The following is a 15670-nucleotide window of genomic DNA, read 5'->3' on the forward strand; positions in this document are numbered from 1 at the left end:
GTCACAAAAACCGGCTATGGCCGGACAGCAGCGTCAAATTGCCGGGACTTGGTTGGCTTGCGGCGTAAAATCGCCGGCATTAGCTCCCACCCACAGCGTCCGGCCGGCGCTGCGGTAACCTTTCGGGGCCAGAAGTGGCATAGTCGGCCTAATCGATTCGCCGCTTGCGCGGCCCTCAAAACGCATCAAGATATATGTCCAAGCAGTTGAAAACAAAAAGCAAAGACGATTTGTTCGACGGCAATGAGCCGAAGGGGCGCGCGACCGCCGCGAAGGCAGCGCCACGCGCGAGCGGTGGCGAGGCCGATTACACGGCCGCCGACATCGAGGTGCTCGAGGGCCTGGAACCGGTCCGGCGCCGGCCCGGCATGTATATCGGCGGCACCGATGAGAAGGCGCTGCATCACCTGTTCGCCGAAGTCATCGACAACTCGATGGACGAAGCACTGGCCGGGCACGCGACCTTCATCGGCGTCGAGCTTTCGGCAGACGGCTTCCTCACCGTCACCGACAATGGTCGCGGCATCCCGATCGATCCGCATCCGAAGTTCCCGAAGAAGTCGGCGCTTGAAGTCATCATGTGCACGCTGCATTCGGGCGGCAAGTTCGACAGCAAGGTCTACGAGACCTCGGGCGGTCTGCACGGCGTCGGCATCTCCGTCGTGAACGCCCTCTCCTCGCGGCTCGAGGTCGAGGTCGCGCGCAGCCAGAAGCTCTACCGCATGAATTTCGAGCGCGGCCACCCCAAGGGCAAGCTCGAGGATCTCGGCAAGGTCAACAACCGCCGCGGCACGCGCGTGCGGTTCAAGCCCGACACCGACATCTTCGGCGCCAAGGCCGCGTTCAAGCCGCAGCGCCTGTTCAAGATGACGCGCTCGAAGGCGTATCTGTTCGGCGGCGTCGAAATCCGCTGGAATTGCGCGCCCGAGCTGCTCAAGGGCGTCGAGGACGTGCCGGCGGAAGCGACCTTCCACTTCCCCGGCGGCCTCAAGGATTATCTGGCCGCGGCGATCCACGCCGACACGCTGGTGCATCCCGACATCTTCTCCGGCAAGTCGGGCCGCAACGGCGCACATGGCGCCTGCGAATGGGCCGTGGCCTGGACTGCGGATGCGGACGGCTTCCTGTCCTCCTACACCAACACCGTGCCGACGCCCGATGGCGGCACGCACGAATCCGGCCTGCGCAGCGCGCTGTTGCGCGGCCTGAAGGATCACGCCGAGCGCGTCGGCCAGGGCAAGCGTGCCTCGTCCATCACCTCGGAAGACGTGATGGTGGGCGCCGCCGTGATGCTGTCGGTGTTCGTGCGCGAGCCTGAATTCCAGGGCCAGACCAAGGATCGTCTCGCCACTGCCGAGGCGCAGCGGATCGTCGAACAGGCGATGAAGGATCCGTTCGACCATTGGCTGTCGGGCAATCCGAACATGGCCAACCGGCTGCTCGACTTCGTGATCGACCGCGCTGAAGAGCGGCTGCGCCGTCGTCAGGAAAAGGAGACGGCGCGCAAGACGGCCGGCAAGAAGCTGCGCCTGCCCGGCAAGCTCGCCGACTGCACGGACGCCGGCACCGAAGGCTCAGAGCTTTTCATCGTCGAGGGTGACTCGGCAGGCGGCAGCGCCAAGCAGGCGCGCGATCGCAAGACGCAAGCCGTGCTGCCGTTGCGCGGAAAAATCCTCAACGTCGCCTCCGCAGGCAAGGACAAGCTGACGGCGAACGCCCAGCTCTCCGACCTCGTGCAGGCGATCGGCTGCGGCCAGCTCCTGCAGTATCGCGAAGAGGATCTGCGCTATCAGCGCATCATCATCATGACCGACGCCGACGTCGACGGCGCGCACATCGCTTCGCTGCTGATCACCTTCTTCTACCGGCAGATGCCGAAACTGATCGACGAAGGACATCTCTTCCTCGCCGTGCCACCGCTCTACAAGCTGACCCACGGCCAGAAGTCGGTCTACGCGCGCGACGACAAGCACAAGGAAGAGCTGATCAAGAGCGCGTTCAACGCCAACGCCAAGGTCGAGGTGAATCGCTTCAAAGGCCTCGGCGAGATGATGCCGGCGCAGCTCAAGGAAACCACCATGGATCCGGTCAAGCGGACGCTGCTCAAGGTGGTCCTGCTGCCCGACGACCGCGACACCACGGCCGACTCGGTCGAGCGCCTGATGGGCACCAAGGCCGAGGCACGTTTCGCCTTCATCTCCGACAAGGCCGAGTTCGCCAGCGACGAGCTGCTCGACGTCTGAGACGGCGGTTCCCGCTGAAAAGCCCCGGCCGACGCCGGGGCTTTTTCATTTGCGGAGACGGTGCAGCCCCTTGCCGACGATCGATCCGCGAGATTCGCATCCCCGAATGCGCGACTCGGCCAGCGACTCACGGTGGCCAGACGGCAAGCCAAGGGCTGAGGCAGGATTGCCTCCGTTTCGGACAAAGGCGAATTCCTAACGAAAACCTACCGAAACGGGAGGCGCCGGAATTCGCGTAATGAATTGAAATTACATGGTTTTTCTGAAACCGAGCAAGACCGCCCTTAAACCCGGCTGGCGGGCGTTTTCCGGCAACTGTGCCTGCCCTGCAACAGCATTTCGGAGAGAACCGTCTATAGTCCGGGCATCAGATCACACGGACTTCAGAGCGCTCGCGCCTGCTACGGACCAAGGTTGGGGATTTTATCATGAAGAAGATTGCACTCGCACTGACCGCGGTCGCGGCGATGACCGGTTCGGCCTCGGCGGCCGACCTTGCTGCCCGTCCCTACGTCAAGGCTCCGGTGGTTGCCCCGGTTGCCAGCTGGACCGGCTTCTACGTGTTCGGCGGTGGCGGCGGCGGTCTCTCGAACTCCGACCAGTCCGTCCAGTCGACCGTCGGCGCTGTTCCGCTGACCATCACCCAGCGTCAGGGTGGTTCGGGTTGGTTCGGCACCGTCGGCGCCGGCTACGACTGGCAGTTCAGCGGCACCTGGGTCGCCGGCGTGTTCGCTGACGGTCAGTTCGGCAGCATCCGCTCCACCGTGCAGGATCCGCTCCTCGGCCTCACTGGCAGCCAGAAGCTGGAAGACTCCTGGGCCGCTGGTGTGCGCCTCGGCTGGCTGGTCGCTCCGAACGTTCTCTCCTACGTCAACGGCGGTTACTCCGGCGCTCACTTCGGCAGCACCAACTTCACGACCCTGGCTGGCGGCCCGACCGCTGTCCACCTGAACGGCTACAACCGCAACGGCTTCTTCGTCGGCGGCGGCGTCGAGAACAGCCTGAACATCTTCGGCATCTCCTCCCCCGGTTGGTTCATGAAGACCGAGTACCGTTCGGCCTTCTACAACGCCAAGACCCAGGACGAGATCTCGAACGTCACCAACCTGCCGACCGGCGTCAACAGCATCCGCGCCAACAGCTGGAACCAGACGATCTCGACCTCGCTGGTCTACCGCTTCAATTGGACCGGCCCGGTCGTCGCCAAGTACTGAGCCGAAAAGTACTGAGCTGAACTTCACTTCAGACGTCAAAGCCCCGGCATCGCCGGGGCTTTTTCGTTTTGAGGCCCTAGCGCGCGACGCTCGCCTTCAGCGACCGGTAAGCGTCGACCAGCCGGGCTTCGATGGCGGCCCAGTCGGACTCCGTGATCCCCTCACCGCGCGCATCGCGGTATGCCATCGCTTCGGCCCGCGCGACGCCGAACCGCCTGATCCCGGCATCCTCTGCGCTGCCGCCGTATGTCAGCGCCGTCACGCGCGCAATGGTCAGGCCATAGTCCTGCGGACCAACCGCCTCGCGGCGCGCCTGCCACCAGTCGAGCTCCAGGCGCGCGGCCGCCTCCACCTCGAACGTCACGGGCGCGGCCGTTGCGACATCGCGGTAGTACGCCACGAGCGCCGGCAGGGCCGCATCGGCTTCCCGGCGTGACCGGGTCGGCTGGAACGCCCGGGCCGCCTCGGCAGCGCTCAGCGCGACATGCAGGCTCTTGAACGGCGAGAAGCCGAACTGCGTCCGCGTGGACTCATAGAGATGGTAGGACAGCGCGACATAGCGCTTGTCGTAATAGTCGCGCCACATCGCCGTCTCGAGACGCGCCATTTCGGCTGGATCGAACGCCCGCAGATCCGCGTCCCGCGGAATGGCGGCATAGGCCGCGACAAGGACGGCTGCAGCAGCGACGCCCAGAATGGTCTTGCGCACGGACATGCATCCTTCCCGCGGCCCTGCGTCCGCGGCCATTGTATCCCAACCGAAGCTACGGCTAGTCTCGCGGGAAGTTTTCGCGACCTCCGGCGATCGTTTTTGCCGGGGGTTGCGACAGAAGCAGTCGAATGGGGAGGAATGCATGCGCAGATTTCTGCTGATCGCAGGCCTGTTTGCCCTCGCCGTCGGGCTGCTCTGGATCGGACAAGGCACCGGCACGGTCGCCTGGCCCCGATCGAGCTTCATGGTCAACCAGCTGCAATGGGCCGGCTATGGCGCCGCCATGGCGGGCTTCGGGCTGGTGCTGATCTGGCAAAGCAACCAATAGAAGAAACCAGGAAGTGAAATCATGACATCCAACCGGTTCGATCTCCGCGGCAAGGTCGCGATCGTCACAGGGGGCAATGGCGGCATCGGGCTCGGCCTCGCGCACGGGCTTGCGGACGCCGGCGCCGATATTGCCGTGGTCGGACGCAATGAGACCAAGTCGGCTGCGGCCGTTGCCGATCTCAAGGCGCGCGGCGTCAAGGCGATTTCCGTTACCACCGACGTGACCGACAAAGCCGCGGTCGCCGCGATGATCGACCGCGTCGTCAAGGATCTCGGCCGCATCGACATCCTGATCAACAACGCCGGCATGAGCATCCGCAAGCCGCCGCATGAGCTCGAGCTCGACGAGTGGAACAAGGTGATCGACACCAACCTCACCAGCGCCTTCGTTTGCTCGAAGCTGGCCTATCCGGCGCTGAAGGCGTCAGGCAACGGCAAGGTGATCAACATCGGCTCGATGATGTCGATCTTCGGTGCGAGCTTCGCGACCGCCTATGCGGCGAGCAAGGGCGGCATCGTGCAATACACGCGCGCCTGCGCCAATGCCTGGGCGCCGGACAACATTCAGGTCAATGCCATCCTGCCGGGCTGGATCGACACCGATCTCACCCGCGGCGCGCGGAAGCAGGTGTCGGGCCTGCACGAGCGCGTGCTGGCGCGTACGCCTGCGGGGCGCTGGGGCGATATCGACGACTTCGCCGGCATCGCGGTGTTCCTCGCCTCATCAGCCTCGAACTTCGTCACGGGCACCGCGATTCCCGTCGATGGCGGCTTCTCCGTGATGGCGTAAGCCAACTCTCCGATCATGAAAAAAGCCCCGGCTCGCGCCGGGGCTTTGCATCAAGTCATACGCGGGAGAAACTCAGTATTTCGCGACGACAGCCGTGGAACCGAAGCGGTAGTTCACGCCGACGCGCACCGCATCAACCACATGATTGAAACGATAGGTCGCCGAGTCGGTGGGGAAGTTGACCGGATCGAACATCGTCACGTTCGATCGACCGAGATCCACGTGCAGATATTCTCCCCTAACCGTCCAATTGGGCGCGAAGCCCCACTCCACACCGGCGCCAGCAGCCCACCCGACCCGGGTGCTGCTGTCGCTGCCTGCGAAATTGCCGGAAGTCGCAGGCGTGAAGAGATTGGTGACACTGGTCCTGACGCCACCGTAGGCAAGACCACCCGTTGCGTAGAAGAGAACCGGACCAGTCGTGACACCAACGCGACCACGCAGAGTTCCGAACCAATCGATATGGTCGCGGCCGGTTGAAACGCTCGGAACGATGCCTCCGCCCCCCGGGAAAATCACCGTCGAGGTGCGACCGATATCCGCGCCTTGGATGTCGGTTTCCACGCCAACCAGCCAGTTGGCCATCTGCCAGTTGTAGCCGACCTGCCCGCCACCAAAACCACCTTCGTGCTTGGCACCGAGGAAGCTCGGGGTGCCCCCCGCAGTCACCGCTCCCGTAAAGGGCGGCGTGAACGCGACCAAGCTTCCTGTGGACGTGGTGTCAAATGCCCAGCCACCGTTTACGCCGGCATACCAGCCGGTCCAGCTGTAGATCGGTGCAGGCGGTGGCAGAGCCTTCACGGCCATATCGGCTGCGGAAGCAGCGCCCATGGTGGCAATTGAGAGCAGCGAAGCAGTGGCGAACGCCCATCCGAAATATCTCTTCATAACCAAATCCCCAATGCGCAAAAATAATCAGATCAACATTTATGGACAGCTGTTCACTCAAACCCAGCCCAAATGTCGTACCCGCCTGGTTTCTCGGCCATTTCGCTTCGGGGCGTTGCCCTCCTGCTACATAAATATGGAAGCGATCCTTCCCTACTGCGGGTTTGTGCACAGCCAAACGGCCATATTCCGCAGGCAGCGCCGCCCCATGCCCGCACTCCCGTTGGGTGCGACTCGCATTCAAGTCGACACAAAAAAAGCCCCGGCCGAAGCCGGGGCTTTGAATTTTTGGCAGTGATCGTTTCTTGTCTTCCTAATCGTTCGTTGCGTCGAACTTCGTTGCTCAGTAGCGGGCGATGACGGGGGCGTCGAACTTGTAGCTGGCGCGGACGACGGCCCACTGAATGTCACGCGGCTTGGCATCGAAGGTGTAGTTCCCCGAGGTGCCGCCGAGCTGATAGGTCTGGCTGCCGAAGGCCGCGTAGTTGTACTCGAGGCCGACGATCCAGTTGCGGGTGATGCCGTATTCCCAGCCGGCGCCCACGGTCCAGCCGTTGGCCCAGTGGGTCTGACCGCCCGAACCCGTCGCCGGGCCGACCGTGTCGCTCACCGACAGGCGGTTGTTGACGCCGGCATAGCCGCCCTTGATGTAGAACAGGTTGTTCTGAACCGCGAAGCCGGCGCGACCGACGACGGTCGCAAGCACGTTCGCACGCCAGGTGAAGACGTCGTCGCCCGCGCCGAACGCGGTGTTCACGACGGTGCCCTTGTTGTCGAGCCCGGAGATCGTGCCTTCCATGCCGAACACGTAGTTGTTGGCCTGCCAGTTGTAGCCGATCTGGGCGCCGCCCATGATGCCGGTACCGCGCTGACGATAGCCCTGGCCCGGCGTCAGATCGCCGAACGGCGCGCCGACGCCATTGTTGATGAACTGCTCATTGGTCCAGGCGCCACCGATGTGGCCGCCGACATAGAAGCCGGTCCAGTTGAACAGAGGTTCGATATAGGCGGGCGCCTTGGTGTAAGGACGCGCGGCGAGATCGGCGGCGGAAGCGGCGCCGGTCGAAACCAGAGCGGTCGTGCAGGCGAAGGCGGCAATCAATTTGTTACGCATGGTACATCCCGTGTCCTTTGACGGATGCACGCTCACACGCAGTTCTTACTCAAATTTGAATCAAGAAAGTTAAGACGCCGGATTGGCACTCCGCCCTCTTTGAATCCGGATGCGCTGTTGCAGGCACGCAACGCAAAGTGCGCGATTTAACGCGGCATTATCCCTACCAAATTCCTGCGTTACGACGCTGGCGCGGCCTTCGATCGCACATGCTCGGGCCGCACGCCGATCGCAAGGAAGCGCGCCGGAATCCCCTGAAGCCATGGCCAAGCGGAGATCAGGCGCAGCGGCAACGGCACCGTCAGCGGACGATCGCCGCCCTGAAGCGCGCCGCTGATGATGTGGTTCTGCACGATCACCTGCATCGCCTGCGTCATCTTCACGGGGAACGCGCGGCGACGCCGCACAGCATCGAGCGCATCTTCCGATGGGCAGCCGCGCGTCAGGTCGTCGGCGAGCAAATTGGCGGTCGCGACCGCATCCTGCACGGCAAGATTGACGCCGACGCCGCCCACCGGCGACATCGCATGCGCGGCGTCGCCGATGCAGAGCAGGCCAGGCCGCGTCCAGCGGCTCAAGCGATTGATCGCGACGGTGAGAAGCTTGACGTCGTCAAAACTCTTCACGTCGGCGACGCCCTGTCTGAGGACCGGTGCCATGCGAACGACGTCGTCGAGCAGCGCCTGCAATCCCCTCGCCTTCACCGCATCGTATTGCCCCTTGGCGATGACATAGGCGCATTGCCAGTAATCGCCGCGATCGAACGTGACCATCATCTTGCCGGGCTCGATCCGCGCAAAGAGGTTCTCGGTCTCGTCCGGCTTGCGGCCGGCGCGGAACCAGAGCACGTCCATCGGCGCGCCGATCTCCGCGACGCTGAGGCCCGCGCGCTCGCGCACCGTCGAATGCCGGCCGTCGCAGGCGATGGTGAGATCGGCCTCGATGTCGACGATGCCGTCGGGCGTCCTGGCGCGCACGCCGGCGATGGCATCGCCGTGGCGGATCAAGTCAACCGCCTCGGTGTTCATCAGCACCTCGAGCGAGGTGAAGCGCTTGCCCGCCTCGCGCAGGAAATTGAGAAAATCCCACTGCGGCATGAAGGCGATGAACGGGTACTTCGTGTTCAGCCGGCGGAGATCGGCGATCCGCACCTTGGTGCCGCCGAACAGGCCGTCCATGGTCTGCAAGCGTTGATGCGGCAGCTTGAGGAAACCGTCAATCAGGCCGAGCTCGTCCATCACCTGAAGCGTCGAGGGATGCACAGTGTCGCCGCGAAAGTCGCGGAAGAAATCGGCGTGCTTCTCCAGCACGACGACATCGACGCCGGCACGACCGAGGAGATAGCCGAGCATCATGCCGGCCGGTCCGCCGCCGACGATGCAGCAGCGGACTTTTCGGACACGCGCAGGTTGATCCTGTGTGACTGCTTCCATGACCCGACTCTCGCTGCTGCAATCGCTCAATCGATTGTAGCGCCAGCGGGCGTCGGGAGCATGTTCAATCTGCAACCGCTCAATTGTTGCTGCGGTTGGCCGTGCGGAAGCTTTTGACCTCGGACACGCTGCCGTCGCGGTAGGTCAATTCGACGGACATGAACTGCGTCGCGGGTGGCAGCTTTTCATAGAGCAGCATGCCGGCGGTGATTGCGGAGGGGTCTCTGAGATCGCAAGGCGGCATCTTCAGCACCTTGTCCGGCACCGCCGTGTCGATGCCGATCCGCACTTCGCGGATCGCACAACGGTATGAGACGAGATGCGTGTAATAGACCAGCAGCCCGTTGAACTGGCGGAACGACAGCCAGCTCGTCGCGGTCATGTCGAGGATCTTGCGTTGATCGCGGACCAGCGCCGCTTCGGGATCGAACTTGATCGGGAACGGGCCCTGCATGTCGCCGGAAGCATCGACATAACGGACCTCGATGGTGCCGGCCTGCGCGTCCGGGGGCAGCTCGATCGACGGGTTGGGCATCCGCTTGCGCGTGCGCGGATCGAGCGTATCCATGAAGCCGGTCTCGCGGAAATCACCGTTGCCGGCCATGCGCCAGGACACACCGAGGGTGGGATCGGCGAAGGAGAACGTCACGCTCCAGCCGCCATTGTGCCGGGAGAAGCTTGCGATCGGCGCGTTGGTGGTCTCCTCCTTCGGCACGCGCGGCACCGAGACCGGCGGCAGCGCCGCGACTTTCTGCGGCGGTGGATCGGCCGGCCGGGCGGCAGCATCCTTCGCGGTGCCGCTGAGGAAGACGTCATCGACCATCTGATCGAAATAGACCGGCACCTGCCTGTGCTTCACGGTATCGGCCATCTCGCTGACGAGACGGCGGGTGCGCTGCGCCACCTGCACCAGGTTCTCGCCGGGCTGCAGCAACTCCTTGGCGAAGGTGCGCGTGAACACCGAATTGGGATTGGCGTCGTCATTGGACAGACGATCGAGCGCGGTCTGGCGGGGACCGGCCGAGAACACCGAGAATACGCCTTCGGGCAGTTGCACCATCGGCGCCAACCCGCCACCGCCGGCGACTGCGCGCGTGCCTGAACGCTCGAACGGATTGTTGCGGCAGGCGTCGAACACCAGGATCGAGGTGCGCGCCTTCTTGTTCTGGAGCCGCTCGACGACACGATCGGCGAGAATGGAAGCGTCGCGCACCAGCTCTTCCTGGCCTTCAGTCGCCGCCGGCACATCGGTCGGCAGCAGATAGTTCTGGCCCGCGATCTCGAAACCGTGGCCGGCGTAGAAGAAGAACGCGGTGTCGCCGGGCTCGATCGCCCGGTCGAAGGCAAGCAGCGTCTCGGAGAATTGCTGGCGGTTCTGGTTTTCGGCAACCATCACCTGGAAGCCGAGCTGCTTCAGCGTATCGCCCATGGTGCGGGCATCGTTGACGGCCTTCAGGAGTTTGGGAACGTTCTTGTAGTCGTTGTTGCCGACGACGAGCGCGACACGCTTTTCGGCGTGCGCGGCACTCGCGAAACCGCCAAGGCTCGCGGCCAGGCCAAGCGCTGCCAAAATCCTGAAAACCCGACGCGTCATCGTGATAATCCCGTTGCAGAACGGCTCCCCGTTGGCTCCATGCGGAGCCTTACGCCGTTGATGTGATAGTCGGCCCAGCCGTAACGGCGGTTCAACCCGTTCGTCCCTGCAGTTCCATCATCTCGCCTATGGCAGATTCCCGCGGAATCTGCTCTTTCTTAGGCGGAATTCCGTTTGAGACGAGGGGCTGCCGTGTATCGCTGGTGCACTGACGAGGTCGAGCCTCACGACCGGTTCGATTTTTGGCGCGAGGTGCGCTCCAAGGGGCTGTTCGGGGTCACGGCTGAGCTCGAGCGCGAACAGCGCGCAGGCTTTTACGGGGAGTTCTCGCTGAGCCAGGTCGGCAATGGCGCCCTTGTGGAGCTGAAGGCCTCGTCCTACGCGGTCGAGCGCAGCCAGGCCGACATCGGCTACGCGCCGGGTGACGCCATCTGCGTCTACCAGCAGCTCGGTGGCGGCGGTTGGTTCGGCGGCATGCGCTCCAGCGATTTCGCGATCGCCAATGGTGCCTTTGCCACCAGCCATACCGACCTGCCCTACCGCACGAGGCCGCTGGGCGATTCCGGTTTCCACCTGCGGATCCTGAAAATCCCCGTCAGCGGCCTTGCGACACAGGACAAGCGCACGCGCGAGCTTGCGCCCAAGGTTTTCAACGATCCCGCGCTCGCACCTCTGCTCGATGCCTGCTTTGCCGACCTCGGCGAGGCGGCCGCCAACGATGGTTCGTCCAGCGCCGTCCCGCTCGTGCAGGCCTTGGGGCATCTGGCGCTGATCGAGCGCGGCATCGTCAGACCGGGCAGCCGGCGCGGACAGGCCGCGCTCCGGACCGCCCGCCTCTCGCTGGCGCGGCGCCTGATCGCGCGTCATCTGCAAGACCCCGATCTGGCGCCGACGCGGGTGGCCGACCTGCTCGGCGTCTCTGTGCGGCATCTGCACATGCTGTTCGAAGTCGCCGATCGCAGCTTCTCCCAAACGGTGACGGAAGAGCGCCTGAAACAGAGCCGCCGCTTGATGCGCGAAGCGCCGGAGCGGCTGATCGCCGACATCGCCAGCGCCTGCGGTTTCGAGAGCCTGGCGACCTATTACCGGGTCTTCAACGCCGCCTACGGCATGGCGCCGGGCGATTTCCGGGCCCAGGCCGCAGGGGCGCGTTAACCACCGGGCCGGCTACCCGCATCGAAAAGCCCTGCCGCGCCCGGTATTTGGGCAAAAACCTGAGGGTTTTTAGGGCCTTCCCGCGCCTGCTCCATTGACTTTGGCCGATTCCGCCCTATGTTCCGGGTCGACGCGGCTCGGTATCGAAGAGCGATTCCTGAGCTTGGCGCTTTGTTCGCGTGAGTCAGCACCCCCAGCTTCTTTGAGAGCGCGCCGTTTCGGGGTGGAACGCGACAGCCTTTTTACCCTCGATTCCGAACGGCGGTTTCGACCAGAGGCTCAATGTCCTTTTCCAATCTCGGACTCTCCGAAAAAGTCCTCGCCGCAGTGGCGGCCACCGGTTACACCACCCCCACCCCCATTCAGGAACAGGCGATCCCCCACGTCCTCGCACGCAAGGACGTGCTCGGCATCGCCCAGACCGGCACCGGCAAGACCGCAGCCTTCGTGCTGCCGATGCTCACCATCCTTGAAAAGGGTCGCGCCCGCGCACGCATGCCGCGCACGCTGATCCTGGAGCCGACCCGCGAGCTCGCAGCCCAGGTGAAGGAAAACTTCGACCGCTACGGCGCCGGCCAGAAACTCAACGTCGCCCTGCTGATCGGCGGCGTCTCCTTCGGCGACCAGGATGCCAAGCTGATGCGCGGCGTCGACGTGCTGATCGCCACCCCGGGCCGGCTGCTCGACCATACCGAACGCGGCGGCCTGCTGCTCACCGGCGTCGAGTTGCTCGTCATCGACGAAGCCGACCGCATGCTGGACATGGGCTTCATCCCCGACATCGAGCGCATCTGCAAGCTCGTCCCGTTCACGCGGCAGACCCTGTTCTTCACCGCGACCATGCCGCCGGAAATCCGGCGCATCACCGAAGCCTTCCTGCACAACCCGCAGAAGGTGGAAGTCTCCAAGCCCGCCACCACCGCCGTCACCGTCACGCAGTCGCAAGTGCCTGCCGGGCGCGAGGCGCACGAGAAGCGCGAGCTGCTGCGCCGCCTGCTGCGCGAGGCCAAGGATCTCAAGAACGCGATCATCTTCTGCAATCGCAAGCGCGAAGTCGCGATCGTTCACAAGTCGCTTCAGAAGCACGGTTTCAGCGTCGGCGCGCTGCATGGCGACATGGACCAGCCGGCCCGCATGGCCGCGCTCGACCAGTTCCGCAAGGGTGAGCTTCCGCTCCTGGTCGCCTCCGACGTCGCCGCCCGCGGCCTCGACATTCCCGAGGTCAGCCACGTCTTCAATTTCGACGTTCCCCACCACGCCGATGACTACGTTCACCGCATCGGCCGCACCGGCCGCGCCGGTCGCACCGGCACCGCGATCTCGATCGTGACGCCGCTCGACCAGAAGTCGATGGTGGCGATCGAAAAGCTGATCGGCCAGAGCATTCCCCGCGCCGAAGACGATTACGAGGTGCATGCAGGGTCGGGCGAGCAGAGCGACCGTCCGCGCGAATCGCGCGGCCGCGATCGTGAACGTTCCCGCGGCGGACGCGGCAAGCCGCAGCGCGGTCGCGACCGTGAGCGCAGCCACGAGCCGCGCGAGGCGCGACACGCCTCCGAAGCAACGCCTTCGTCGGATGCAAGACCTGCTGCCGAAGCACGGCCCGCGCGCGAAGCGCGGCCTGCTCGCGAGGCAAGGCCTCCGCGCGAAGCCAGGCAATCCTCTGAGCCGCGTCATGGCGCGCGCCAGCAGGCCAACAATTCGCATGTGCCGTCGATCGGCCGCCCCGAGCCGCGCCGCCAGCGCGAAGCCGATACCGAGCCTGGCGATCACTCGCATCTTCCGGCCTTCCTGCTCCGACCGGTCCGCTCCCCCGCCGGGGCCTGACACCGCGATACACGCGTAAGTTGAACGGTCGCCCGTTTACCGACCGTTCATGATCGTCCGTTAGCCTACGAACATAATTTAAGCATTGCTGCGGTCGCTAGCGCACCGACCGCTGTGGGGTATGTTCTGTGGTCAAGGTTCTCGATGAACACGAACGCACGATGGCGTTCGCCGAGGTGGCGCTCGGTCAGATCCGGTCGCTGAAGCAGACCGCAATCCCCCGCAATTACGAGATCTGGTACGTCTACGCGACCGGCTACAATGCCCCGCTCAACAAGATCATCAACGAGACGCTGGCGCGCAACGGCAAGCTGACCGAAGCCGATCTCGAGCAGATCTACGACACCTATCTCTCCCACATCAAAACGACCGACCGCATCGACAAGGTCGGAGCACGCGTCATCGGCGAGATCGACGACGTCGTGGAGGTGCTGAGCGAAGCACTCGGAGTGACCAGCTCTTACGACGCGAGCCTGTCGGGCGCGGCGAAGGATCTGTCATTGGCCAAAAAGGCCGACCAGCTCCAATCGATCATCGAATCCCTGCTCCGTTCAACAAGCGACATGCGCGAGAGCAACAAGACGCTTGAAGATCGGCTCATCCTGGCAAAGAACGAGATCAGCAATCTCCAGCAGAGCCTGGAGGCGATCCGCGCTGAGAGCCTGACGGATCCGTTGACGGGTCTCGGCAACCGCAAATATTTCGACCGCATGATCGGCATGGCCGTGCAGAGCGCGCTCGCGAGCGGCGAGCCGCTGTCGCTGCTGCTGTTCGACATCGACCACTTCAAATCGTTCAACGATTCCTACGGCCACCTCACCGGCGACCAGGTGCTCCGGCTCGTCGGCCTGTCCCTGAAGCAGACCATCAAGGGCCAGGACATCACCGCGCGCTACGGCGGCGAGGAGTTCGCAGTCGTGCTGCCCAACACCGCGCTGCGCCAGGCTCTCACCGTCGCCGACCATATCCGCCGCGCCGTGATGGCGAAGGAATTGAAGAAGAAGTCGACCGGCGAGATCCTCGGCCGCGTCACCATCTCCGTCGGCGTCTCCATGCTGAAGCAGGGTGACGACACCGAGACGCTGATCGATCGTGCCGACGCCTGCCTCTACGCGGCCAAGCGCAACGGCCGCAACCGTGTGATCTGCGAAGTCGATCCCGAATACGCGGTCGAGACGCACAACCGGGTGGCCTGACGCGGGAGGCGTCCGCCGAGAGAGCCGGCTGCGCTTGACATTCCAACCTGACGAACGACATCTTCCTCGTCGCCTGAGCATCGAGGTCTTCTCGTCGTGCCCAATCCTCATGATTTTCACAAGCCGCAACCGTCCTACACCAAGGACGAGCTGCTGAGATCGAGCGAGGGCGGCTATTTCGGCCCGGGCAATGCGCAATTGCCGGCTCCGCCGATGCTGATGATGGACCGCATTACCGAGATCAGCCTGGACGGCGGCGAATTCCGCAAGGGCCATATCGTCGGCGAGCTCGACATTGCGCCGGAGCACTGGTTCTTCGATTGTCACTATCGCGGTGACGCGATGATGCCGGGAAGTCTCGGCCTGGATGCGATGTGGCAGATGGTCGGCTACTGGCTCGGCTGGTCGGGGTCACCAGGCAAGGGCCGCGCCATCGGCGTCGGCGAGGTCGAGGTCACGGGCGCCATCACGCCACAGACGCGATCCGTACGCTACGAGGTCGCCATGCGCATGGTCCGCCGCGGCAAGCTGGTGCTCGGGATTGCCGACGGGCGTGTGGTTGCGGACGGCGTGTGCGTCTTCACCGCGAAGGATATGAGGGTTGGTTTGACGAAAGCAGTGGACTGAGCCTCAGGTGCCGTAGGGTGGGCAAAGGCGCACCGCGCCGTGCCCACGAACTCGGCATGACTATTTCGAACCGTGGGCACGCTTCCGCCTTCGCTCTGCGAGCTACGGCGGACGAGTCGCTTTGCCCACCCTACGGATCGTCTTCTTGGCTGCCTTCTTGGCCGGCCTCTTCTTCGGCGCGACCTTCTTCGCTGCCGCCTTCTTCGGCCGCTTCCTGACCTTGGCACGCTGGGCGGCGGCAAGCGCCGCCCTCGCCCACTGCACAAAATCCTCGGAATCATCGAACAGGCGCGCCGGCAGCTCCCAATAGGAGTTCACCAGCACCGTCTTGGCACGGGTGGAATACTGGAACGGTTTTGAGCCTTCGGCTTCGAAGTCCGGGATTGTGATCTCGTCGGCCCGGAAGAACAGGCCGGCGCGCAAGGACAGCGCGAAGTTGATCCCGTCGACGGAAATGCCGTGGCCGGAGAACATTTTTCGCACGGTGACGGGACCGAAACTGGAAAACAGGTCGATCAGGAATTCGCGGTCCATGGCCAACTCTCTC

The 15670-nt window shown here is 64.1% G+C and carries 14 protein-coding genes; 8 read left to right on the forward strand and 6 right to left on the reverse strand.

The features are described from left to right. The first annotated feature begins 194 nt into the window (after positions 1-194). Positions 195-2243 (forward strand): DNA topoisomerase IV subunit B, encoded by a 2049-nt coding sequence (parE, locus tag QA645_RS23285; protein ID WP_254131244.1) that lies wholly within the window; start codon positions 195-197, stop codon positions 2241-2243. 428 nt (positions 2244-2671) lie between these two features. After that, positions 2672-3457, forward strand: coding sequence for a porin family protein (locus QA645_RS23290; RefSeq protein ID WP_254131243.1), 786 nt, complete (start codon positions 2672-2674; stop codon positions 3455-3457). 76 nt (positions 3458-3533) lie between these two features. Here QA645_RS23290 and QA645_RS23295 read toward each other — a convergent pair whose 3' ends face one another. Further along, complete coding sequence (locus QA645_RS23295) at positions 3534-4172, reverse strand: hypothetical protein (protein WP_283044074.1); 639 nt, start codon at positions 4170-4172, stop codon at positions 3534-3536. 139 nt (positions 4173-4311) lie between these two features. On the opposite strand from QA645_RS23295, the gene QA645_RS23300 reads away from it, so the two are divergent. Both QA645_RS23300 and QA645_RS23305 read left to right on the forward strand, forming a co-directional pair. After that, on the forward strand, positions 4312-4497 hold the full coding sequence (locus QA645_RS23300; RefSeq protein WP_007609848.1) for a hypothetical protein: 186 nt from the start codon (positions 4312-4314) through the stop codon (positions 4495-4497). Positions 4498-4518: 21 nt separating this feature from the next. Further along, on the forward strand, positions 4519-5289 hold the full coding sequence (locus QA645_RS23305; protein WP_254131241.1) for a glucose 1-dehydrogenase: 771 nt from the start codon (positions 4519-4521) through the stop codon (positions 5287-5289). A gap of 72 nt (positions 5290-5361) precedes the next feature. Here the strand turns inward: QA645_RS23305 and QA645_RS23310 are convergent, their stop codons facing one another. From QA645_RS23310 to QA645_RS23325, 4 genes are all read right to left on the reverse strand, one after another. Beyond that, positions 5362-6177 (reverse strand): outer membrane beta-barrel protein, encoded by an 816-nt coding sequence (locus tag QA645_RS23310; protein ID WP_283044075.1) that lies wholly within the window; start codon positions 6175-6177, stop codon positions 5362-5364. Positions 6178-6520: 343 nt separating this feature from the next. Next, positions 6521-7291 (reverse strand): outer membrane beta-barrel protein, encoded by a 771-nt coding sequence (locus tag QA645_RS23315; RefSeq protein ID WP_254131239.1) that lies wholly within the window; start codon positions 7289-7291, stop codon positions 6521-6523. Positions 7292-7470: 179 nt separating this feature from the next. Beyond that, positions 7471-8724, reverse strand: coding sequence for an FAD-dependent oxidoreductase (locus QA645_RS23320; protein WP_283044076.1), 1254 nt, complete (start codon positions 8722-8724; stop codon positions 7471-7473). A gap of 79 nt (positions 8725-8803) precedes the next feature. Continuing rightward, positions 8804-10318 (reverse strand): caspase family protein, encoded by a 1515-nt coding sequence (locus QA645_RS23325; protein WP_283044077.1) that lies wholly within the window; start codon positions 10316-10318, stop codon positions 8804-8806. A gap of 192 nt (positions 10319-10510) precedes the next feature. Here QA645_RS23325 and QA645_RS23330 point away from each other — a divergent pair, with 192 nt between their 5' ends. The 4 genes from QA645_RS23330 (at position 10511) to fabA (ending at position 15123) form a co-directional block, all read left to right on the forward strand. Further along, a complete protein-coding gene (locus QA645_RS23330; protein ID WP_283044078.1) occupies positions 10511-11473 on the forward strand; it encodes a helix-turn-helix transcriptional regulator in 963 nt (320 codons plus the stop codon). 282 nt (positions 11474-11755) lie between these two features. Further along, positions 11756-13300, forward strand: coding sequence for a DEAD/DEAH box helicase (locus QA645_RS23335; protein ID WP_283044079.1), 1545 nt, complete (start codon positions 11756-11758; stop codon positions 13298-13300). 128 nt (positions 13301-13428) lie between these two features. After that, complete coding sequence (locus tag QA645_RS23340; RefSeq protein WP_283044080.1) at positions 13429-14496, forward strand: GGDEF domain-containing protein; 1068 nt, start codon at positions 13429-13431, stop codon at positions 14494-14496. A gap of 96 nt (positions 14497-14592) precedes the next feature. Then, positions 14593-15123: a bifunctional 3-hydroxydecanoyl-ACP dehydratase/trans-2-decenoyl-ACP isomerase gene (fabA, locus tag QA645_RS23345; protein ID WP_283044081.1), complete on the forward strand. Its 531-nt coding sequence runs from the start codon at positions 14593-14595 to the stop codon at positions 15121-15123. A 102-nt stretch (positions 15124-15225) separates the two neighbouring features. Here the strand turns inward: fabA and QA645_RS23350 are convergent, their stop codons facing one another. Beyond that, positions 15226-15657 carry a TfoX/Sxy family protein gene (locus QA645_RS23350; protein ID WP_283044082.1) on the reverse strand — a complete coding sequence of 144 codons (432 nt, stop codon included), beginning with the start codon at positions 15655-15657 and terminating at the stop codon, positions 15226-15228. Positions 15658-15670: the final 13 nt, after the last annotated feature.

It is taken from the genome of Bradyrhizobium sp. CIAT3101 (genome assembly GCF_029714945.1).
Taxonomy (GTDB): Bacteria; Pseudomonadota; Alphaproteobacteria; order Rhizobiales; family Xanthobacteraceae; genus Bradyrhizobium.